21 protein-coding genes (1 of these 21 running past the window's edge) are annotated in these 20,566 nt (G+C 65.6%); 15 read left to right on the forward strand and 6 right to left on the reverse strand.

Going from position 1 to position 20,566, the window contains the following annotated elements:
- Window positions 1–8: 8 nt before the first annotated feature.
- From ftsY to rpoH, 4 genes are all read left to right on the forward strand, one after another.
- On the forward strand, window positions 9–1,379 hold the full coding sequence (gene ftsY / locus LY622_RS11705; protein WP_234291064.1) for a signal recognition particle-docking protein FtsY: 1,371 nt from the start codon (window positions 9–11) through the stop codon (window positions 1,377–1,379).
- Complete coding sequence (gene ftsE / locus LY622_RS11710) at window positions 1,376–2,044, forward strand: cell division ATP-binding protein FtsE (RefSeq protein ID WP_066451071.1); 669 nt, start codon at window positions 1,376–1,378, stop codon at window positions 2,042–2,044. Before ftsY ends, ftsE begins: the two co-directional genes overlap by 4 nt.
- On the forward strand, window positions 2,041–3,021 hold the full coding sequence (gene ftsX / locus LY622_RS11715; RefSeq protein ID WP_234291065.1) for a permease-like cell division protein FtsX: 981 nt from the start codon (window positions 2,041–2,043) through the stop codon (window positions 3,019–3,021). The genes ftsE and ftsX overlap by 4 nt, the downstream gene beginning before the upstream one ends.
- A gap of 153 nt (window positions 3,022–3,174) precedes the next feature.
- Window positions 3,175–4,041, forward strand: coding sequence for an RNA polymerase sigma factor RpoH (gene rpoH / locus LY622_RS11720; protein ID WP_234291066.1), 867 nt, complete (start codon window positions 3,175–3,177; stop codon window positions 4,039–4,041).
- A 99-nt stretch (window positions 4,042–4,140) separates the two neighbouring features.
- On the opposite strand, the gene slmA is transcribed toward rpoH, so the two are convergent.
- The 5 genes from slmA to coaBC all read right to left on the reverse strand — a co-directional run bounded on the left by slmA (window position 4,141) and on the right by coaBC (window position 9,090).
- Window positions 4,141–4,752, reverse strand: coding sequence for a nucleoid occlusion factor SlmA (slmA, locus tag LY622_RS11725; protein WP_234291067.1), 612 nt, complete (start codon window positions 4,750–4,752; stop codon window positions 4,141–4,143).
- Window positions 4,753–4,828: 76 nt separating this feature from the next.
- Entirely contained in the window at window positions 4,829–5,749 is a 921-nt protein-coding gene (gene argB / locus LY622_RS11730) for an acetylglutamate kinase (RefSeq protein ID WP_234279519.1), read from the reverse strand.
- Between the two features lie 34 nt (window positions 5,750–5,783).
- Complete coding sequence (locus LY622_RS11735) at window positions 5,784–7,181, reverse strand: phosphomannomutase/phosphoglucomutase (RefSeq protein WP_234291068.1); 1,398 nt, start codon at window positions 7,179–7,181, stop codon at window positions 5,784–5,786.
- 99 nt (window positions 7,182–7,280) lie between these two features.
- Window positions 7,281–7,775, reverse strand: coding sequence for a dUTP diphosphatase (gene dut, locus LY622_RS11740; protein ID WP_234291069.1), 495 nt, complete (start codon window positions 7,773–7,775; stop codon window positions 7,281–7,283).
- 46 nt (window positions 7,776–7,821) lie between these two features.
- A complete protein-coding gene (gene coaBC, locus LY622_RS11745) occupies window positions 7,822–9,090 on the reverse strand; it encodes a bifunctional phosphopantothenoylcysteine decarboxylase/phosphopantothenate--cysteine ligase CoaBC (protein WP_234291070.1) in 1,269 nt (422 codons plus the stop codon).
- Window positions 9,091–9,219: 129 nt separating this feature from the next.
- Here coaBC and radC point away from each other — a divergent pair, with 129 nt between their 5' ends.
- From radC to LY622_RS11800, 11 genes are all read left to right on the forward strand, one after another.
- Window positions 9,220–9,894, forward strand: a complete 675-nt coding sequence (gene radC, locus LY622_RS11750; RefSeq protein ID WP_234279515.1) for a RadC family protein — start codon at window positions 9,220–9,222, stop codon at window positions 9,892–9,894.
- Between the two features lie 632 nt (window positions 9,895–10,526).
- Window positions 10,527–10,763 carry a 50S ribosomal protein L28 gene (gene rpmB / locus LY622_RS11755; RefSeq protein WP_066451038.1) on the forward strand — a complete coding sequence of 79 codons (237 nt, stop codon included), beginning with the start codon at window positions 10,527–10,529 and terminating at the stop codon, window positions 10,761–10,763.
- 27 nt (window positions 10,764–10,790) lie between these two features.
- Complete coding sequence (gene rpmG / locus LY622_RS11760) at window positions 10,791–10,946, forward strand: 50S ribosomal protein L33 (protein ID WP_066451035.1); 156 nt, start codon at window positions 10,791–10,793, stop codon at window positions 10,944–10,946.
- A gap of 132 nt (window positions 10,947–11,078) precedes the next feature.
- Entirely contained in the window at window positions 11,079–11,963 is an 885-nt protein-coding gene (gene mutM / locus LY622_RS11765) for a bifunctional DNA-formamidopyrimidine glycosylase/DNA-(apurinic or apyrimidinic site) lyase (RefSeq protein WP_234291071.1), read from the forward strand.
- Between the two features lie 94 nt (window positions 11,964–12,057).
- Window positions 12,058–13,248, forward strand: coding sequence for a class I SAM-dependent rRNA methyltransferase (locus LY622_RS11770; protein WP_234291189.1), 1,191 nt, complete (start codon window positions 12,058–12,060; stop codon window positions 13,246–13,248).
- A gap of 134 nt (window positions 13,249–13,382) precedes the next feature.
- Window positions 13,383–13,694: a putative signal transducing protein gene (locus tag LY622_RS11775; protein WP_234291072.1), complete on the forward strand. Its 312-nt coding sequence runs from the start codon at window positions 13,383–13,385 to the stop codon at window positions 13,692–13,694.
- Window positions 13,695–13,703: 9 nt separating this feature from the next.
- The gene (locus LY622_RS11780) at window positions 13,704–14,138 is read left to right on the forward strand and encodes an acyl-CoA thioesterase (protein WP_234291190.1); all 435 of its coding nucleotides are present in this window, start codon (window positions 13,704–13,706) and stop codon (window positions 14,136–14,138) included.
- A gap of 171 nt (window positions 14,139–14,309) precedes the next feature.
- A complete protein-coding gene (gene ald / locus LY622_RS11785) occupies window positions 14,310–15,425 on the forward strand; it encodes an alanine dehydrogenase (protein ID WP_234291073.1) in 1,116 nt (371 codons plus the stop codon).
- Between the two features lie 327 nt (window positions 15,426–15,752).
- A complete protein-coding gene (locus tag LY622_RS11790; protein ID WP_234291074.1) occupies window positions 15,753–16,778 on the forward strand; it encodes a tryptophan--tRNA ligase in 1,026 nt (341 codons plus the stop codon).
- Window positions 16,779–17,014: 236 nt separating this feature from the next.
- Window positions 17,015–18,166 carry a YeeE/YedE family protein gene (locus tag LY622_RS11795; protein WP_234291191.1) on the forward strand — a complete coding sequence of 384 codons (1,152 nt, stop codon included), beginning with the start codon at window positions 17,015–17,017 and terminating at the stop codon, window positions 18,164–18,166.
- A 96-nt stretch (window positions 18,167–18,262) separates the two neighbouring features.
- Complete coding sequence (locus LY622_RS11800; protein WP_234291075.1) at window positions 18,263–19,942, forward strand: NAD-dependent malic enzyme; 1,680 nt, start codon at window positions 18,263–18,265, stop codon at window positions 19,940–19,942.
- Window positions 19,943–20,063: 121 nt separating this feature from the next.
- Here the strand turns inward: LY622_RS11800 and acnA are convergent, their stop codons facing one another.
- Window positions 20,064–20,566: the final stretch of an aconitate hydratase AcnA gene (gene acnA, locus LY622_RS11805; protein WP_234291076.1), read on the reverse strand. It continues 2,245 nt past the right edge of the window; the window shows 503 of its 2,748 coding nt (coding positions 2,246–2,748); the start codon falls outside the window, past its right edge; the stop codon is at window positions 20,064–20,066.

The raw sequence follows: 20,566 nt of genomic DNA on the forward strand, positions 1-20,566 counted from the left end.
ATTCCCCCATGTTCGGTTTTTTCAAGCGCAAGAAGCAGCAGGAAGAGCAGCAGCAGCGGCCAACGGATTCGGAGCACCTGGCCGAGGAAGAGGCAACGGCGACACCAGCCCCGGCGGCTGAGGAAACCTCCCCCGAGCCGGCCCCTTCGGAGCCGGCAATCACCGAAGCGCAGCGGCCCGAGGAGGTCGCCATGGCCGGCCCGGCGGCGGTCGAGGCGCGTGAGAGGACCGAGGCGGTCGAGTCGCTCGGCCAGGAGGAGGAGAACGAGGTGCTGCGCGAGGAAGCGTTGTCGCCCGAATCCCAGCCCGCCGCAACCCAGCCCGAGCCACAGGCACCTGTGCCGCCAGGGCCCGAGCCCGACGCCGGGCCGTCGACATCCGAGCCTGAGCCGGCCCGCACGCCGCTGCAGGAAAAGCCGGTCTCCGAGAAGAAGGGCTGGTTCGCGCGTATTCGCTCGGGCCTGGGCAAGACCCGCGCCAACCTCACCGATGGTATCGCCGGGCTCTTCCTGGGCAAGAAGCAGATCGACGACGAGCTGATCGAGGACCTGGAGACCCAGCTGTTGATGGCCGATGTGGGCATCGAGGCCACCACCGAGATCATCGACCGGCTCACCGAGCGCGTCTCGCGCAAGGAGCTCAAGGATCCCCAGGCGCTGTATCGGGCGCTGCAGGACGAACTGACCGTGATGCTCGACGCGGTGGCACAGCCGCTGGCGCTGCCGCCCAAGGGTGAAGGCCCCTTCGTGATCCTGGTGGTGGGGGTCAACGGCGTGGGCAAGACCACCACCATCGGCAAGCTGACCCAGCGCTTCCAGCGCGAGGGCAGGAGCGTGATGCTGGCGGCCGGCGATACCTTCCGCGCCGCTGCGGTGGAGCAGCTCAAGGTATGGGGTGAGCGCAACAGCGTACCCGTCATCGCCCAGCACACCGGCGCCGACAGCGCATCGGTGATCTTCGACGCCGTCGCCGCCGCCAAGGCGCGCAAGGTGGATGTGCTGATCGCCGACACCGCCGGCCGGTTGCACAACAAGGGGCACCTGATGGAGGAGCTCAAGAAGGTGCACCGGGTGATGGGCAAGCTGGACGGCACGGCGCCCCATGAGGTGATGCTGGTACTCGATGCCGGCACCGGCCAGAACGCCCTCTCCCAGGCGGCGACCTTCAACGAGGCCGTGCCGGTGACCGGGATCACCCTGACCAAGCTCGACGGCACCGCCAAGGGCGGCATCATCTTCGCCCTGGCCAAGCAGCTCGGTACGCCGATCCGTTACATCGGGGTGGGCGAGAGCCTGGACGACCTGCGGCCCTTTGCGGCCCGGGACTTCGTCGATGCCCTCTTCGACCAGGACAACGATAGCGACGCTGCCTCCGCATGATCGTCTTCGAACACGTGGGGAAGCGATACGGCGGGCGTTTCGACGCGCTGGCCAACCTCGACTTTCGCGTGCATCGAGGCGAGATGGTCTTTCTCACCGGCCACTCCGGTGCGGGCAAGAGCTCGCTGCTGCGGCTGATCATGCGCCTGGAGCGGCCGACCCGGGGTCGGGTGCTGGTGGCGGGCCACGATATCGCCCGGCTGCACGCCAGCCAGGTGCCGTTCTACCGTCGTCAGATCGGCGTGGTCTTCCAGGACCACCAGCTGCTGCTGGACCGCTCCATCTTTCACAACGTGGCGCTGCCGCTGGAGATCCGCGGCGTCGAGCCCCGCGAGGCCGCGCGCCGGGTGCGAGCGGCGCTGGACAAGGTCGGCCTGCTGCATCGCGAGCGTGCGCTGCCCATCGAGCTCTCCGGCGGCGAGCAGCAGCGCGTGGGCATCGCCCGGGCGGTGGTGAACAAGCCATCGCTGCTGCTGGCCGATGAGCCTACCGGCAACCTGGATCCCCAGCTCTCCGCCGATATCATGGCCCTGTTCGAGGACTTCAATCGCATTGGTACCACCGTGGTGATTGCCAGCCACGACCTGGCCCTGATCACCCGGCTGCGCCATCGCATGCTGCGGCTGCGGGATGGGCGACTGGTGGCCGACGAGGAGGCCGCATGAGCCGGGGCGCCGCTCGCCAGCCCCCCCGCGGGGCACGCAGCCAGGGCGGGCCGCGTACCGGTAGTCGACTGCGTGCCTGGGGGCGCCACCACCGCGCCATGTGCCTGGACAGCGCCCGGCGCCTGCTCAAGCACCCGGTGGGCAGTCTGCTGACCATGCTGGCCATCGCCATCGCCCTGGTGTTGCCGGCGGCACTGTGGCTGGCGCTGGACAGCGCCCGGCTGCTGGACGCCGAGCTGGAGGAGAGCGCCACCCTGACCGTCTACCTGGCGCATCAGGTCGATGAAGCCCAGGCCGGCCGTATCGACGAGGCCATCGGTGCCCACGAGGGGGTGGCGCGCACCCGCTTGATCACCGCTGCCGAGGGCATGGCCGAGTTCCAGCAGGCGCTGGGCCTGACCGATGCCCTGGGTCGACTCGACGACAACCCGCTGCCGGCAAGCGTGGTGGTGACACCGGTGGACCCGGCGCCGGAGTCGGTTCGCGAATTGGCGGCGTCGCTACAGGAGATGACCGGGGTGGATGAAGTGCGCCTCGACCTGGCCTGGCTGGAGCGGCTGCGCCACCTGGCCGAACTCGGCAGTCGCGTGGCCCTGGCGCTGGGCGTGCTGTTCGGGCTTGGGGTGCTGCTGGTGGTGGGCAACACCATTCGCCTGGCGGTGGAGAGTCGTCGCCGGGAAATCGAGGTGGTGATGCTGATCGGCGCGACCCACGCCTTCGTGCGCCGCCCCTTTCTGTATAGCGGTGCCTGGTACGGCCTGGGAGGTGGCCTGCTCGCCTGGGGGCTCCTGGGCCTCGGCAGCGAGTGGCTGGCAGCTCCTGTCAGCGCCCTGGCGTCCAGCTATGGCGCCACCTTCCAGCTACCCCAATTGGGTGTCGCGGGCTCGGCAACGCTGCTGATCTGCAGTACACTACTGGGCTGGCTGGGTGCCTGGATCGCCGTGAGCCGCCACCTCGCGGAGGTTCGGCCGCGGTAAAGAGCGAAGAAGCGCCGGTGTATCGACCCGCTGGCACACACCCGCGGAATCTGCCACGCTAGCCAGCAAAGACGGAACATTCTATGGTCGTGGCCGTCAAACATAGCGGTCACGAACAGTACGAACCAGGGTTTCGAGGGAGACAACCTGCATATGAGCACCAGTCTTCTACCGGTGGGACAGTTATCGCCGGGCCATGACCTCAATGGGTATATCCAGGCGGTAAACAGCATCCCGATGCTGACCGCCGACGAGGAGCGCGAGCTCGCCTACCGCCTCTATGACGAGGGCGACCTGGAGGCGGCGCGTCGCCTGGTGCTGTCGCATCTGCGTTTCGTCGTGCATATCGCGCGCAGCTACTCCGGCTACGGCCTGCCCCAGGCCGATCTCATCCAGGAAGGCAATGTCGGCCTGATGAAGGCGGTCAAGCGCTTCGACCCGAACCAGGGCGTACGCCTGGTTTCCTTTGCGGTGCACTGGATCAAGGCGGAAATCCACGAGTTCGTGCTACGCAACTGGCGGATCGTCAAGATCGCCACCACCAAGGCCCAGCGCAAGCTGTTCTTCAACCTGCGCAGCGCCAAGAAGCGTCTGGCCTGGCTGAACAACGACGAAGTCGACGCCATCGCCAGGGATCTGGACGTCAAGCCCGAGGTGGTGCGGGAGATGGAAGGGCGCCTGTCGGCCCACGACGCCGGCTTCGATGCCTCGCCCAGCGACGATGAGGAGTCCACCTACCAGTCGCCGGCACACTACCTGGACGATGCCGGCTCCGACCCGGCCACCCTGCTCGAGGACAGCGACTGGGAGGACGATGCCAGCCGCCGGCTTCAGTTCGCCCTCGAGGCGCTGGACGAGCGCTCCCGCGACATCCTGCAGCGCCGCTGGCTGGCCGAGAACAAGGCCACCCTGCACGAGCTGGCCGACGTCTACGGCATTTCGGCCGAGCGTATTCGCCAGCTCGAGAAGAACGCCATGAAGAAGATCCGCCAGCAGCTGGGTGATACGCTGGCCGCTTGAGCCGCATCGCTCCCGTTCGCAGGGACATCGAAGCCCCGGTCACTGACCGGGGCTTCGTGCATCTGGGCTTCGTGCATCTGGGCTGCGTGGGGGGAGGCGTCAGGCGCTCTGTCGTGCCTGGCGCATCAGCTGCGCCGAGAGCAGGGCCCACTGGTCCTCCCAGTGTTCGGTGGGCAGGCGCCGGAAGTCGCTGCGGACATACTGGGAGATGCGCCCCTCCACCTGGGCGATCAGCAGGTTGGCCGTCGCCGACACCGGCAGGGTGGGACGACAGCCTTCGCGCAGCTCGGCTTCTCGCAGCACCTGCTTGAGCTGGGTCTCCAGGCGCTCGAAGAGCTGGTGAATGCGCAGGCGCAGCCGGGCGGTCTCGCCGGTCAGCACGTCGCCGCCGAGCAGTCGCGACAGCCCCGGGTTCTTCTCGGTGAAGGCGAGCAGCAGGGTGAGGATCTGGCCGCAACGCGGCACGGCGTCGGGGACTTCCTCGAGAATGCGGGTAATGCGTTCGAACAGCGTCTCTTCGATAAAGGCGATGAGCCCCTCGAACATACGCGCCTTGCTAGGAAAGTGGCGGTAGAGCGCCGCCTCGGACACGCCCACCTGGCGTGCCAGCGCCGCAATGGTGATGCGCTTGCCACTGTCTTCCTCCAGCATCAGCGCGAGCGCCTGCAGAATCTGCTCGCGGCGGCTGGGTGGGGGAGTTGCCTGCGTCATGTTGGTATCTTTTTTTGGTTGTATTGCGGTACTGAAGGTGTGTCCGCCACGGCACGGTGCCGCGCGGACATCGCGTTCAGCCGGCGTCGTTGCCGTGGCGTTCGGCATCGGTGATCAGGGTGCCGACACCGGCGTTGGTGAATATCTCCAGCAGGGTGGCATGGGGGACGCGGCCGTCGATGATATGGGCGCTCGCCACGCCCCCCTTGACCGCATCCAGGGCGCAGCGAATCTTCGGCAGCATGCCGCCGTGGATGGTGCCGTCGGCGATCAGCGCATCCACCTGGGCGGTGGTCAGCCCGGTCAGCACTTCGCCTTCGGCATTCATCAGTCCGGCGACGTTGGTCAGCAGCATCAGCTTCTCGGCGCCCAGCGCCTCGGCGACCTTGCCGGCCACCAGGTCGGCGTTGATATTGTAGCTGTTGCCCTTGGCGTCGACCCCGATGGGGGCGATCACCGGGATGAAGTCGCGTTCGGCGAGCATCTCGATCAGGTCGGTGGAGATATGCTCGACCTCGCCCACATGGCCGATGTCGATGATCTCGGGAGCGGTCATCTCGGGGGTCTGGTGTTCCACCTTGAGCTTGCGCGCCCGGATCTGTGAGCCATCCTTGCCGGTCAGGCCGATCGCCTTGCCGCCGGCCTGGTTGATCAGGTTGACGATCCCCTTGTTGACCAGGCCGCCAAGGACCATTTCCACCACGTCCATGGTCTCGGCGTCGGTGACCCGCATGCCATTGACGAAGCGTGACTCGATCTTCAGCTTGGTCAGCAGGTCGCCGATCTGCGGGCCGCCACCGTGGACCACCACCGGATTGATCCCGACCTCCTTCATCAACACCATGTTGCGGGCGAAGGAGTCGATCAGGGTGTCCTCGGTCATGGCATTGCCGCCGTACTTCACGACGACGGTCTTGCCGGTGAAGCGCTGAATATAGGGAAGTGCCTCGGAGAGCACTTCCACTACCAGGCGCGGATCACGGGTCGGTTGGGTCATGGTCATTCCTTTCGGGTACGGTAAACGCTGCCGCTCACTGCGGCAGGGTCAATGCCGGGTCGATCTGCTGCAGGGCGTCGGCAAAGCGGGCGCGGATGCGGGCCAGCGCCTCGTTGCTCTTGCCCTCGAAGCGCAGCACCAGCACCGGCGTGGTATTGGAGGCACGGCAGAGACCCCAGCCGTCCGCGTAGTCGACACGAATGCCGTCCAGGGTGGTCTTGACCCCGTCATCGCCGAAATCGCCTTCCCGGGCCAGCCGCTCCACCAGATCGAACTTGGTCTCGTCGGTCACCGGGATGTTGATCTCCGGCGTGCCGATATCCTGGGGATAGCGGGCGAAGAAGGCATCGGCGTCCTGGTCCTGCTTGGAGAGGATTTCCAGCAGCCGGGCGGCGCCGTAGATGCCGTCGTCGAAGCCGTACCAGCGCTCCTGGAAGAAGATGTGTCCGCTCATCTCGCCGGCCAGCAGGGCGCCGGTCTCCTTCATGCGCGCCTTGATCAGCGAATGGCCGGTGCGCCACATCTCCGGTTCGCCGCCGGCGTCATCGATGACCCGAGCCAGGTTGCCCGTGCACTTGACGTCGAAGATCACTTTGGCGCCGGGATTGCGCGAAAGCATGTCCTCGGCGAAGGCCATCATCAGGTGGTCGGGATAGATCAGCTGGCCGGTCGGCGTCACCACGCCGAGCCGGTCGCCGTCGCCATCGAAGGCCAGTCCGATATCGGCACCGCTTGCCTGCACCTCGCGAATCAGGTCCTGGAGGTTCTCGAGCTTGCCCGGGTCCGGGTGGTGGTTGGGGAAGGTGCCGTCGATCTCGGCGAACAGGGGGATGGTATCGGCACCGAGCCGTTCGATCAGCTTCGGACCCAGCTCGCCGGCCACGCCGTTGCCGCAGTCCACCACCGCCTTGATCGGCCGTTCCAGCGTGATGTCGCCGAGAATGCGCTCCAGGTAGGCATCACGCAGGTCGTCCTGACGCACGCTGCCCTGGCCCTCGCTGAGGTCGCCCGACGCGATGCGCCGGTAGAGCGCGGTGATCGCCTCGCCGGAGAGGGTCTCGCCGCCCAGCACGATCTTGAAGCCGTTGTAGTCCGGCGGGTTATGGCTGCCGGTGACCATGACGCCCGAGGCGGTGCCTTCCAGCACGTGGGTGGCGAAGTAGAGTACCGGTGTGGGCACCATGCCGATGTCGATCACGTCACGGCCGGCGGCGATCAGGCCACGGGTCAGCGCCTCGCTCAGCCGTGGGCCGGAGAGGCGTCCGTCCCGTGCCACCACTACGGTGGATTCGTTGCGGGCAGCGGCTTCCGAGCCGATGGCACGACCGATCAGCTCGACGGTCTCCTCGGTGAGGGTGTCATCGACGATGCCGCGAATGTCATAGGCACGGAAGATGGAGGCTGGTACGGGGCTGTTCTTGACTGGGCTCATAACGGTTCCTTGTCAAACAGGTGTGTTTTCATGTGCCAGGTTGCGAGGACCCTGCCGGGCGGCCCGCTCCATGGGACGACCGGCGCGGTGTTTCGACTATCAGCGGCGCCCCGAGCTGCCGAAGCCGCCTTCACCGCGCAGGCTGGCCTCGAAGCCATCGACGATCTCGAGTTCGGCTTGCACCACCGGGACCAGTACATACTGGGCCAGACGCTCGAAAGGCTCCAGTACGAAGGTAGTGGTGCCGCGGTTCCAGGTCGAGATCATCAGCTCGCCCTGGTAGTCGGAGTCGATCAGCCCCACCAGGTTGCCGAGTACGATGCCGTGCTTGTGACCCAGCCCGGAGCGGGGCAGGATCATGCCGGCGAGACTGGGGTCGCCGATGTGGATGGCGAGACCGGTGCGCACCAGTTCGCACTGGCCGGGTTCGAGGGTCAGCGGCGCATCGAGCAGCGCACGCAGGTCCATGCCCGCGGAGCCCAGCGTGGCGTAGCGGGGCATGTAGTCGTGCAGGCGCTCGTCGAGCAGCTTGACCGCAAGCCTGGGCCTGTCGGTCGGTGGGGTGACGGGCGGTGTGGGCTGAGTCTCGGGCATGGTGGTTCCGTTGTGTGCGGCTACATTCGGTTTGCGTTTGTCGCGCTCAGTGCGTCGGGCCGTCGGGCAGGCAGCTCAGGGCCCGCGACAGGATGGCGTCGGCCAGTCGTGTCTTGGCCTGGGGCGGCAGGCGTTCGCCGCTTTCGCCTTCGCCATCCCGCCACAGCAGCAGGACGGCATTGTCATCGGCACCGAAGCCGAGGCCTTCGGCAGAGACATCATTGGCGACGATCATGTCCAGCTGCTTGCGCATCAGCTTGTCCCGGGCGTAGGCCTCCAGGTCGCGGGTCTCGGCGGCGAAGCCCACCACGAAGGGGCGGCGGCTGGCCGGGTCTCGCTTGAGGGCGACATCGGCAATGATATCCGGATTCTTGATCAGCTTCAGCGTCAGGCCGTCCTCGCCTTCCTGCTTCTTGATCTTGTGCTCGGCGACCGCATCGACGCGGTAGTCGGCCACCGCGGCACAGCCGATGAAGATATCGCATGCGGCGACCAGGCCCCGACAGGCTTCCTGCATCTCCAGCGCCGTCTCCACGTCGATACGCTCGACCCCCTCGGGTGTCGTCTGGGTCACCGGGCCGCTCACCAGGGTGACCCGGGCGCCCAGTCGAGCGGCGGAAGCGGCCAGGGCATAGCCCATCTTGCCGGAACTGTGGTTGGAGAGGTAGCGCACGGGGTCCAGCGGCTCGCGGGTGGGGCCGGCGGTGATCACGATATGCAGGCCCCGCGCCAGCAGCGCCTGCGGCGGCGTCTCGGCGGTCTGAGCGAGGAGTTCTGCTACGATGGCTTCGGGCTCCAGCATGCGCCCCGGCCCCACGTCGCCGCAGGCCTGGTCACCGCTGTCGGGCCCCAGCAGGCGCCAGCCATCCTGCTGCAGGCGCTCGGCGTTGCGCTGGGTGGCCGCGTGGCGCCACATGGCCTGGTTCATGGCCGGCGCCATGACCTTGTCGGCCTCGCTGGCCAGGCACAGGGTCGTGAGCAGGTCGTCCGCCATGCCCGTGGCCAGGCGCGCCATCAGGTCGGCGGTGCCCGGGGCGATGAGCACGACATCCGCCCAGCGAGCGAGCTCGATATGGCCCATGCCGGCCTCTGCCTCGGGGTCGAGCAGCGAGGTGCGTACCGGCTCCCCCGTCAGCGCCTGAAGCGTCAACGGGGTGATGAAGGCCTGGGCGCCCTCGGTCATGACCACGCGCACCTCGCAGCCCGCCTGCTTGAGCAGGCGGGCGAGCTGAGCGCTCTTGTAGGCGGCGATGCCGGCGCTGATGCCGAGCAGGATGCGTCGGCCGGCCAGCCTGTTGCCCGAAAGCGTTGACATGGCTGCTTCCTGAACTGAAATACGACCGTCTACCATACCATCGAGAAGGGCTCGACGCAGCCGGGGTAATCTTTTGTGTTGTGTCTATAATGCCTTGTTATCAAGGATGCATGAGGGGAGAAGACAGGGATGTCGATTCGTGACTGGCCCGAGGGCGAGCGCCCGCGGGAGAAACTGTTGGCGCTGGGCGCCGAGGCGCTGTCGGATGCCGAGCTGCTGGCGATCTTCCTGCGGGTGGGCGTGGCCGGGCGTTCGGCCGTCGACCTGGCCCGCGACCTGCTGTCGGCCTTTGGCGGGCTGCGCCAGCTGCTGGAGGCGGACCAGTCGCGCTTCTGCGCCGAGCGGGGCCTGGGCATGGCCAAGTTCGTCCAGTTGCAGGCGACCCTGGAGCTCTCCAAGCGCCATTTGGCCAGCCAATTGGCCCGCGGTGACGCCTTGACCTCGCCGAGCCTGGTGCGGGCCTATCTGGCCGCACAGCTGCGCCACCTGGGGCATGAGGAGTTTGCGGCGCTGTTCCTCGACACCCAGCACCGGGTCATCCAGTTCGAGTCGCTGTTTCGCGGTACCCTCGACAGCGCTTCGGTCTACCCCCGGGAGGTGGCGCGACGCGCCCTCGAGCTCGGCGCCGGTGCCATTATCTTCGCCCATAACCATCCCTCCGGCGTGGCCGAACCCTCTGATGCCGACCGCCGCATCACCCAGCGGCTGCGCGAGGCGCTGGGGCTGTTCGAGATCCGGGTGCTGGATCACTTCGTCGTCGGCGACGGTGAGGTGGTCTCCTTCGCAGAAAGGGGTTGGCTTTAACTCTTCCTGATTACGACTCAGCAGGCGCCTGGTGGAGGCCGCCGCGTTGGCGGTGATCGTTGGCGTCGGCAACACCGCCGGGAGGCCTGCGGCCTCCAGTCGTGAGCTGAAGCTTCCTCCTACAGCGGCGTGGCAACGTTGGTGGAGAAATCCGCTGTTGGAGCGCTGGTCCCCATCGCGACTGGCGCCGATAGGCGCCTCGGCGGAGGCTGAAAGGTTGGTTGTTGTCGCGAATACCGGCAACACCGCCGGGAGGCTTGCGCCTCCAGTCGTGAGCTGAAGCTACTCCTACAGCGGCGTGGCAACGTTGGTGGAGAAAGTCGCTAAGGGAGGACGATTTATAACGTCTTGACCATCCGAGCTCTTTCAGTGTGGCTCAAGATTGGCCCGATGGCTGATCGAGGCGGGTAACTCTTTGTCGCCGGCAAAGCCCGTAAGGCATGAAAGCTTGCGGGAGTAGGGGGAAAGGGGTGTAGAATACGCGGCTGCTATTGCCTGACGGGGTGTACTCTGCTATAAAGTGCAGCCTTTGAATTCCCTTGGGTCAAATGACAACGGGCTCGTTCCCGGTTTGCCCGACAGGTTTTGAACACTCAGGTTGAAATCACCTGGCCAAGCGGTTGGAGGCTCCCATGTCCAAAGTATGTCAGGTTACCGGCAAGCGCCCGGTGACTGGTAACAACGTTTCACACTCCCAGCGCAAGACCCGTCGTCGCTTCTTGCCGAACCTGCACTCCCACCGCTTCTGGGTGGAGTCAGAGAATCGCTTCGTGAAGCTGCGCGTCTCTTCCAAGGGTATGCGTATCATCGACAAGAAAGGTATCGACGCTGTGCTCGTCGATCTGCGCAAGCGCGGCGAAGCCGTCTAAGCGATACAGTCCAGGGAGAGAGCAGTCATGCGTGACAAGATCAGAATGGTGTCCAGTGCCGGTACCGGCCACTTCTACACCACCGACAAGAACAAGCGGAACACACCGGACAAGCTGGAAATGAAGAAATTCGATCCGGTCATCCGCCAGCATGTGATGTACAAGGAAGCCAAGATCAAGTAAGCCTTGGTCGTCTTCCGCAGGTGTTCAAACCTGTTCTTCTGAACCCGGCTCATGCCGGGTTCAGGCGTTTGTGAAAACACCATCAGTGGGCGGCGTAGGGCAGCCCATCGACCGAGTTGAGCGAGCGACGCCATGCCCGAACTTCCCGAAGTCGAGACAACCCGCCGCGGCATCGCCCCTCACGTGGAGGGCCGCGAGATCGTGGAGGTGATCGTGCGCCAGGGGCGCCTGCGCGTGCCGGTGCCTGACGACTTCGTCGACCGCCTGGTCGGGTCGCGCATCGGCCCCCTGGCGCGGCGCGCCAAGTACCTGCTGATACCGCTGCGGACCGCCGAGGCCGATACGCGCGGCGGGAGGCGCGAGGGCGCCGGCGCAGGTGGTGTCGAAGATCCGTCGAGCGCGACCCTGCTCTGGCACCTGGGCATGTCGGGCAGCCTGCGTATCGCACGGCTGGGCGAGCTGCCGAAGAAGCATGACCACATCGACCTGGTGTTCGACGATGGCGGGCTGTTGCGCTACCACGATCCGCGTCGCTTCGGTTTCGTCGACTGGCTGGCCGGTGGGGTGGAGCAGGATCCGCGCCTGGCTCGCCTGGGCCCCGAGCCGCTTTCCGACACCTTCGACGGGGAGCGGCTCTACCGCCTGTCCCGCGGCCGGCGCATGGCGGTGAAGCCGTTCCTGATGGACAACGCGGTGGTCGTGGGCGTGGGCAACATCTACGCCGCCGAAGCCCTCTTCCTGGCCGGTATCGACCCGCGTCGTGCCGCCGGGCGGATTTCGCTCGAGCGCTATGAGCGGCTGGCGGCGACGGTTCGGGAGGTGCTGGCAGCGGCGATTACCCAGGGCGGCACGACCCTGCGCGACTTCGTCAGCGGCACCGGCGAGCCCGGCTATTTCAAGCAGCGGCTCAACGTCTACGGTCGCCATGGGCAGGCTTGCCGACGCTGTGGCGGCGAACTGCGACTGGTGACCCTGGGGCAGCGTGCCAGCGTTTTCTGTATCGAGTGTCAGCACTGATCGACGGCTGCCGTCGACCGGTACCATTTTTTCTGAACTTCCGGGTGCTGCCAGGCATCGCCCGCACTTGCCGAGAAGCATCATGACGAACAACGTGACCCAGAACCTGCGCCTGAAGAAGAACGCCGACCGCCGCCTCAAGGCCGGCCACCTGTGGCTCTACTCCAACGAGATCGACATCGAGGCGACGCCGCTGAAAGGCATGGAGCCGGGTGCACAGGTGATTGTCGAAGCCGCCAACGGCAAGGCGATGGGGGTCGCCTACGTCAATCCCAATTCGCTGATCAGCGCCCGGGTCGTCTCCCGTGACCCCAACATGCGCCTCGACCGCTCGCTGCTGGTGCATCGTTTCAACCAGGCGCTGGCGCTGCGCGAGCGGCTCTACGCCAAGCCTTTCTACCGGCTGGTGCACGGTGAGGGCGACCTGCTGCCCGGCCTGGTCATCGACCGCTTCGACGACGTCCTGGTGGTTCAGCTCAATACGCTTGGCATGGAGCGGCTCGGCGAGGAGGTCGTCGCTGCGCTGGACAAGGTGCTCTCGCCGCGGGTCATCGTGTTCAAGAACGACTCCTCGGGCCGTCGCCAGGAGCAGTTGGAACGCCAGGTCGAAGTGGTCAAGGGCGAACTCTCCGGCCCGGTGTTGATGGAAGAGAACGGCGTGCGCTTCAGCGTGCCGGTGCTCGATGGACAGAAGACCGGCTGGTTCTATGACCACCGCGCCAATCGCGCCTGGCTCAATGGCCTGGTGGCCGGCAAGCGGGTGCTCGACGTATTCAGCTATGTGGGGGGCTGGGGCGTTCAGGCGGCGGCGAACGGGGCCAGCGAAGTGCTCTGCATCGATAGCTCCGCCCAGGCGCTGGAATCCGTCGCCGAGAACGCGGCCCTCAACGGCCTGCAGGAGCAGGTGGCGGTCGGCGAGGGCGACGCCTTCGAGGCCCTGGCGGCCCTCAAGGCGGATGGCGAGCAGTTCGACGTCATCGTTCTCGACCCACCGGCCTTTATCCGCAAGCGCAAGGACATTCCCAACGGTGAGCGCGCCTACGGCAAGCTCAATCGTGAAGCGATGCGCCTGCTGGGTCGCGATGGCCTGCTGCTCTCGGCCTCCTGCTCCATGCACCTGGCGCCGGAGCGGCTGATGGAGGTCGTGCGGGGCGCGGTGCGTCATCAGGACCGCCACGGCCAGGTCGTGTTCCAGGGGCATCAGGGGTCTGACCACCCGGTGCACCCGGCGATTCCTGAAACCGCTTACCTCAAGGCGCTGGGTGTCCGCGTCTTCCGCGACTGAGCAAGAAATTGCTGCGCTCGGCCATGCTGCGTTAAAAATAGGCTCAAAATGCTCATTTACAACTACGTAAACTCCGCGTTCTCGCCAATTTTTGCCTTGCCTGGCCATCGCTCGCTAATTTCTTGAGTTTGCCAATGAATTACGTCCGTGTCTTCGCCCATTCCAATGCCCTGCTGGTCAGTCACGTTCGCAACGTGCTGGCCGCGGCGGATATCCCGGTGGAGCTGCGCAACATGACCCTGGGCGGCGGCGCCGGCGAGCTGCCCCTGGGGGAGTGCGAACCGGAGGTCTGGGTGGCGCCCCACAACCGTGCGCGTGCCGAGGCGCTGATACAGGACGCCATGGCGGGCAGTGACGATCGCCCCGACTGGACTTGCCCGGGCTGTGGTGAAACCCTTGAGGGGGTCTTCGAGTCCTGTTGGCAGTGTGGAACGGCAAGGGAGTGATGGATGAGCCTGGATTGGGACCTGCCCACCCCGTTCGTGATCGATATCGAGGTCGATGCCACCGATATCGATGGTTATGCCCACGCCAATAATACCGCCTACCTGCGCTGGGTCGAGCGGATCAGCTGGGCGCATTCGGAATGCCTGGGCCTCGACCTGGATCGCTACCGGGCGCTGGACCGGGCCATGGCCGTGCATCGTCACGAACTCGATTACCTGGCGCCGGCCTTCGAGGGTGAGCGCCTGAAACTGGCGACATGGATCGTCGGTTGCGATGGCCGCCTGACCCTGACTCGCCGCTTCCAGCTGATACGCCCGGCCGACGGCCGTACCCTGCTGCGGGCACGCACCCGCTTTGCCTGTATCGAGCTCTCCAGTGGCCGACCGCGACGGCTGCCGGTCGAGTATGCGGCGACCTATGGCGATGCGCTGGTGGCCGAGTAAGCCTTTGTTGATTTCCTGATATATGCTTTCCTCGTGAGATGATTTTCTGCACAAGAGCTGAGATTTGCGGATTTATATCGTATTGGTCCGTGGATACTTCGTGTATGGACTGACTGTGCTGTAATGGAAGCCAAGAGCAACAATAACGCTGTCCATGCCCCAGGAGTTCCCATGAAGATTGCCGTGCCGAAGGAAATCAAGAACCATGAATATCGCGTCGCCCTGACCCCGTCCGGGGCGCGGGAGCTGGTGGCCCGTGGCCATTCGGTTGCCGTTCAGGCCGGCGCTGGCGAAGGTGCCGGTTTCCCCGATGCCAGCTACGAGGCGGCGGGTGCCAGTCTCGAAGCGAACGTGGACGCCGTCTGGCGCGACGCGGAACTGATCCTCAAGGTCAAGGAGCCCCAGGCCGAGGAGGTGGCGCGGCTGACTCGCGGACAGACGCTGTTCACCTACCTGCACCTGGCTGCCGAGGAGACGCTGACACGCGGCCTGATGGCGAGCGGTGCTACCTGCATCGCCTACGAGACGATCACAGACCACCAGGGTGGCCTACCGCTGCTGGCACCGATGAGCACCGTGGCGGGGCGTATGGCGATCCAGGCCGGCGCGCACAGCCTGGAGAAGGCCCAGGGCGGTGCCGGCGTGCTGTTGCCCGGCGTGCCGGGCGTGGCCCCGGGGAAGGTGGCGGTGATCGGCGGCGGGGTGGTGGGCGAGAACGCGGCGCGCATGGCCCTGGGCCTGGGTGCCGAGGTATCCGTGCTCGACAAGTCGATTGCGCGTCTCGAGGTGCTCGACGACCGTTACCAGGGGCGCATGAAGACGGTCTTCTCCACTGCCGATGCGATCGACGAGGTGGTGCGGGAAAGCGACCTGATCGTGGGGGCCGTGCTGATTCCCGGTGCCGCCGCACCCAAGCTGATCACTCGTGCAATGCTCGCCGACATGAAGCCCGGCAGCGTGCTGGTGGACGTCGCCATCGACCAGGGCGGCTGCTTCGAGACCAGCCGTGCGACGACCCACGACGATCCGACCTATATCGTCGATGGCATCGTCCACTACTGCGTGGCCAATATGCCGGGGGCGGTGGCCCAGACCTCCACGCTGGCACTGACCAACGCCACCATGCCCTTCGTCATCGCCCTGGCCGACAAGGGCTGGAAGCAGGCGCTTGCCGACGATGCGCACTTCCTGCCGGGGCTCAACGTCCACGACGGCCAGGTCACCTACCGTGCCGTGGCCGAGGCCTTTGGGCTGGAGAGCGTCGATCCCACGCGGCTAGTGAGCTAAGCGCTTAGTACCTAGACATTCCAACCTTGGTGAGCGGCGCCGGGGACAGGCCGTAGTGGAGGTCCGGTGCCATGGAAGGTCTCTTGCTCTTGTGGGGCAACAAGCCCAACTGGCTGTTTACGGCTGAGCCGCAGCCAGCGGGGCTGTTCCGGCGGCAAAGGTTGCCAATGAGGCGCTGTAAATCCTTCCCTGGACGCTACATTTGCCTTCCCTGGCAAATGACCTCATTGGCAACCTGCCCCCGGCGCCCCGCTATCCTGGCCAGTCGCCTTGTCCGCCTCCTCGCGTTACCATAGCGGGCATTTCCGCTAGCAGAGTCCGCCTTTCATGAGTGCAGCATCCCAGAAGACACGCGTTCTCACCGGCATCACCACCACCGGTACCCCCCACCTGGGCAACTATGTCGGGGCGATCAAGCCCGCCATCGCCGCGAGCCAGGACCCGAGCGTACAGTCCTACTACTTCCTCGCCGACCTGCATGCGCTGATCAAGTGCCAGGATCCCCAGCGGGTGCAGGAGTCGCGCCTGGAAATTGCCGCCACCTGGCTGGCGCTGGGTCTGGATACCGACAACGCCATCTTCTATCGTCAGTCCGACGTGCCCGAGATTCCCGAGTTGACCTGGATGCTCTCCTGCGTCTGCGCCAAGGGGCTGATGAACCGTGCCCATGCCTACAAGGCGGCGGTGGCCGAGAACGAGGCGGCGGGCAACCAGGACCCGGACAAGGGCATCACCATGGGGCTGTTCGGCTATCCGGTCCTGATGGCCGCCGATATCCTGATGTTCAACGCGCACAAGGTGCCGGTGGGCCGCGACCAGATCCAGCACATCGAGATGGCCCGCGATATCGCCGGGCGTTTCAACCACCTCTACAAGGGCGACTTCTTCACCCAGCCCGAGGCGGTGGTGGACGACAACGTCGCCACGCTGAACGGCCTCGACGGGCGAAAGATGTCCAAGAGCTACAACAACACCATTCCGCTCTTCGTCGCCGAGAAGAAGCTGCTCAAGCTGGTGCGCAAGATCAAGACCAACTCGCTGGAGCCGGGTGAGCCCAAGGATCCGGACACCTGCACCCTGTTCCAGATCTACTCGGCCTTCGCCAGTGCCGAAGAGACGACGGCCATGCGCGCGGAGTACCAGGCCGGTATCGGCTGGGGCGAGGCCAAGAATCGGCTGTTCGAGATGCTCAACGAACAGCTGCGTGAACCCCGGGAGCGATATCTGGCGTTGATGGAGGATCCGGGGCATATCGAGCGGGTGCTGCTCAAGGGTGCCGAGCGAGCGCGCGCCGAGGCCGCGCCGTTCATGGATCGCCTGCGTCATGCCGCGGGACTGGGCCGCTTCGTCTGACCGCGCCTTGTGACCCGCACCACCACCAGGGCGCCTCACGGGCGTCCTCGTGCTTTCAGGCCGCACGTTCCCGCCGCACTGTTCCCGCTCATTCCGAGCGGCTAGGCTTAACGAGTCCCAGTATTCGCGAATATGTATCGTTGCCTGAGCCATTCGGCTGCATCAATCGAGGGAGTCAGCTAATGAACACGACGCTGGAGACGGGCAGGCCGCTGGTCGTTTCCCAGGTACTGGCCATGCTGCTGCTGGCGGGTGCGCTGGCGGTCGGTATCGCCTTCGAGGCAAGAGTCGGCCTGCTGATGGTGGTCGGGGCCGCCCTGGGTGTGGCGCTCTACCACGCTGCCTTCGGCTTTACCGCTGCCTGGCGGGTTTTCATCAGCGAGCGCCGAGGCCGCGGCCTGCGTGCCCAGATGGTGATGCTGGCCATTGCCGTGCTGCTGTTCTTTCCTGCGCTGGGTGCCGGCACCCTGTTCGGTCGCGAAGTGACAGGGTTCGTCGCGCCCATCGGCGTTTCGGTGGTGGTGGGCGCCTTCCTGTTCGGCATCGGTATGCAGCTGGGCGGCGGCTGCGCCTCGGGCACCCTGTTCACCGCCGGCGGCGGCAATGCCCGCATGATGATCACCCTGCTGTTCTTCATCGTCGGCTCGGTGATCGGCAGTGCCCATTTCTCCTGGTGGATGACGCTTCCCGCCTTCCAGCCCGTCTCCCTGGTTCAGACCTTCGGTGCCGGCGGCGGCATTGCCGTGAGCCTGGCGTTGTTCGGTGCCATTGCCGCCTTCACCGTATTCATGGAGAAGCGCCGCCATGGCCAGCTGGAAGAGGCGCCGCGGATCAACCTGAGCGAGCGCCGTTGGCTCACCGGGCCCTGGCCGCTGTTGCTGGGGGCGGTGGCCTTGGCGCTGCTCAACTTCGCTACCCTGGCCCTGGCCGGGCGCCCCTGGGGGATTACCTCGGCCTTCGCCCTGTGGGGTGCCAAGGGTTATGAGCTGCTGGGCGGCGACGTCAGCGGCTGGGGCTACTGGCAGGCACCCGGTAATGCCGCGGCGCTTCGGGCCAGCGTATGGAGTGATATCACCACGGTCATGAACGTGGGTATCATCCTCGGCGCCATGATGGCGGCCACCCTGGCCGGCCGCTTCGCCCCCAGCTTTCGCATCCCACTGAGGTCGCTGGCCGCCGCCGTGATCGGCGGGCTGATGCTGGGCTATGGGGCGCGACTGGCCTTCGGCTGCAATATCGGCGCCTATTTCAGTGGTATCTCCTCGGGCAGCCTGCACGGCTGGGTGTGGCTGGTGGCGGGCTTCGCCGGCAACATGGCGGGCGTCAGGCTGCGGCCCTTCTTCTTTACCGGTGGGCGGAGCCAGCCGGCACGGGTAAAGGGAAGCTGAGCCGGGCGCCGTTGAGGGCCTGGCATGATAAAGTTGGCGCCAAGGCGCCGTTAGAGCGCCTATAGCCCGGATTCCAGTCAACGCATCGAGATCATAATGACCATCGAAACCAAACGCCCACTTTACATTCCCTATTCCGGCCCTTCGCTGCTCGAGATGCCGTTGCTCAACAAGGGCAGTGCCTTTTCCCGCGAGGAGCGGCTCGAGTTCAACCTGATCGGCCTGTTGCCGCAGAACGTGGAGTCCATCGAGGAGCAGGCCGAGCGGGCCTATCGGCAGTATCGACAGTGTCACAGCGATCTGGACCGTCATATTCACCTGCGCGCCATCCAGGATGACAACGAGACCCTCTACTACCGACTGGTTTCCGAGCATCTCGAGGAGATGCTGCCGATCATCTACACCCCCACGGTGGGGCAGGCCTGCGAAGAGTTCTCCAATATCTATCGTAACCACCGGGGGCTCTTCATCTCCTACCCGGACCGGGAGCGGATGGACGATATCCTGCGCAGCGCGACCAAGGACAGGGTCAAGGTCATCGTGGTCACCGATGGCGAGCGAATCCTGGGTCTCGGCGACCAGGGTATCGGCGGCATGGGCATCCCCATCGGCAAGCTGGCGCTCTACACCGCCTGTGGCGGCATCAGTCCCGCCTATACGCTGCCGATCATGCTCGATGTGGGCACCAACAATCAGGCGCTGCTGGACGATCCCATGTACATGGGCTGGCGACACCCGCGTATCTCCCAGGAGGAGTACGATGCCTTCATCGAGTCATTCATCGTCGCGGTGAAGCGTCGTTGGCCCAACGTGCTGCTGCAGTTCGAGGACTTTGCCCAGGCCAATGCTGTCCCGCTGCTGGAGCGCTATCGCAACCAGCTGTGCTGCTTCAACGATGACGTCCAGGGCACCGCCTCGGTCTGCGTCGGTACCCTGATGGCAGCCTGCCAGGCCCGTGACGAGAGCATGGCCGATCAGCGGGTGGTCTTCGTCGGCGCCGGGTCGGCGGGTTGCGGCATCGCCGAGCAGGTCGTGGTGGCGATGCAGGGGGAAGGCCTCTCCGAGCGGGAAGCGCGAGGGCGCGTATTCATGGTGGACCGGGAAGGCCTGGTCACCAGCGACCAGACCTGGCTGCTCGATTTCCAGCGCCGGCTGGCACACGACCCCGCCATGACCGAGGGCTGGGACGGACAGGCGCTGGCCGAAGTCGCCCGCCGGGTGAAGCCAACGGTCATGATCGGTGTCTGCGGTCAGAAGGGTATCTTTACCGAAGAGGTCGTGCGTGCCATGCATGACGGCTGCGAACGGCCGCTGATCATGCCGCTCTCCAACCCCACTTCCCGCGCCGAAGCGACGCCCTGGGACGTCCTGAACTGGACCGACGGCCAGGCGCTGGTGGCCACCGGCAGCCCCTTCCAGCCGGTGGTCTACGATGGCAAGACCTACCCCATTGCCCAGTGCAACAACGCCTATATCTTCCCGGGAATCGGCCTTGGCGTCGTGGCCAGCGGTGCCAAGCGCGTCACCGATGCCATGCTGATGGCCGCCTCCCGGGCGCTGGCGCGGGAAGCACCGCTGGTCAAGGATGGCGAAGGGGCCCTGCTGCCGGCGCTCTCGCAGATCCGCGAGCTCTCCAAGGCCATTGCCTTCGACGTCGCCGCCCAGGCCCAGGGCGAAGGCGTCGCGCTCAAGACCGACGGCATCAAGCTGCGTCAGGCCATCGAGCGCAGCAGCTGGTTGCCTGAATATCGCGGCTATCGTCGCCGGTCCTTCTAAGTCCCTGGTCCCTATAAGGAACAAGAAAGAACAAGGCCACGCCAGGTTGTCTGGGGTGGCCTTTTTACTTGATGGCTTGTTCCTTGATGGCTCAGCCGTTTAACGGCGTCGCCGTGGGCAATTACGCCGTCCCGATCATCTTCCTCAGCACGTAGTGCAGGATGCCGCCGTGACGGTAGTACTCCAGCTCGTTGGCGGTGTCGATACGGCACAGGGCCTCGAGTTTCTTCTCGCCCTTGTCACCTTTCACCGTGACCTTCACCTTGCCCCCCGGGGTGAGGGCGTCCAGGCCCTCGATGGAGATCGTCTCATCGCCGGTCAGCCCCAGGGTCTTGCGGTCCTCGCCTTCCGGAAACTGCAGCGGCACCACCCCCATGCCGATCAGGTTGGAGCGGTGGATGCGTTCGTAGGACTCGGCAATCACCGCACGCACGCCGAGCAGCCGGGTTCCCTTGGCCGCCCAGTCACGGGAGGAGCCGGTGCCGTATTCCTTGCCGGCTACCACCACCAGCGGCGTTTCTTTTTCCTGGTACTTCATGGCCGCGTCGTAGATGGCCATCTGTTCGCCCGTCGGTATATGGCGGGTCTCGCCGCCGACCACGCCATCGAGCATCTCGTTCTGGA

Source organism: Halomonas alkalisoli, from assembly GCF_021412585.1.
Lineage (GTDB): Bacteria > Pseudomonadota > Gammaproteobacteria > Pseudomonadales > Halomonadaceae > Halomonas > Halomonas alkalisoli.

Coding starts and splice junctions, on each gene's coding strand:
- ftsE (WP_066451071.1), top strand. CDS start 1,376: ATGATCGTCTTCGAACACGTGGGGAAGCGATACGGCGGGCGTTTCGAC.
- mutM (WP_234291071.1), top strand. CDS start 11,079: ATGCCCGAACTTCCCGAAGTCGAGACAACCCGCCGCGGCATCGCCCCT.
- LY622_RS11790 (WP_234291074.1), top strand. CDS start 15,753: ATGAGTGCAGCATCCCAGAAGACACGCGTTCTCACCGGCATCACCACC.
- LY622_RS11800 (WP_234291075.1), top strand. CDS start 18,263: ATGACCATCGAAACCAAACGCCCACTTTACATTCCCTATTCCGGCCCT.
- coaBC (WP_234291070.1), bottom strand. CDS start 9,090: ATGTCAACGCTTTCGGGCAACAGGCTGGCCGGCCGACGCATCCTGCTC.
- LY622_RS11795 (WP_234291191.1), top strand. CDS start 17,015: ATGCTGCTGCTGGCGGGTGCGCTGGCGGTCGGTATCGCCTTCGAGGCA.
- slmA (WP_234291067.1), bottom strand. CDS start 4,752: ATGACGCAGGCAACTCCCCCACCCAGCCGCCGCGAGCAGATTCTGCAG.
- radC (WP_234279515.1), top strand. CDS start 9,220: ATGTCGATTCGTGACTGGCCCGAGGGCGAGCGCCCGCGGGAGAAACTG.
- ftsX (WP_234291065.1), top strand. CDS start 2,041: ATGAGCCGGGGCGCCGCTCGCCAGCCCCCCCGCGGGGCACGCAGCCAG.
- argB (WP_234279519.1), bottom strand. CDS start 5,749: ATGACCCAACCGACCCGTGATCCGCGCCTGGTAGTGGAAGTGCTCTCC.
- rpmG (WP_066451035.1), top strand. CDS start 10,791: ATGCGTGACAAGATCAGAATGGTGTCCAGTGCCGGTACCGGCCACTTC.
- rpoH (WP_234291066.1), top strand. CDS start 3,175: ATGAGCACCAGTCTTCTACCGGTGGGACAGTTATCGCCGGGCCATGAC.
- ftsY (WP_234291064.1), top strand. CDS start 9: ATGTTCGGTTTTTTCAAGCGCAAGAAGCAGCAGGAAGAGCAGCAGCAG.
- ald (WP_234291073.1), top strand. CDS start 14,310: ATGAAGATTGCCGTGCCGAAGGAAATCAAGAACCATGAATATCGCGTC.
- LY622_RS11735 (WP_234291068.1), bottom strand. CDS start 7,181: ATGAGCCCAGTCAAGAACAGCCCCGTACCAGCCTCCATCTTCCGTGCC.
- rpmB (WP_066451038.1), top strand. CDS start 10,527: ATGTCCAAAGTATGTCAGGTTACCGGCAAGCGCCCGGTGACTGGTAAC.
- dut (WP_234291069.1), bottom strand. CDS start 7,775: ATGCCCGAGACTCAGCCCACACCGCCCGTCACCCCACCGACCGACAGG.
- LY622_RS11775 (WP_234291072.1), top strand. CDS start 13,383: ATGAATTACGTCCGTGTCTTCGCCCATTCCAATGCCCTGCTGGTCAGT.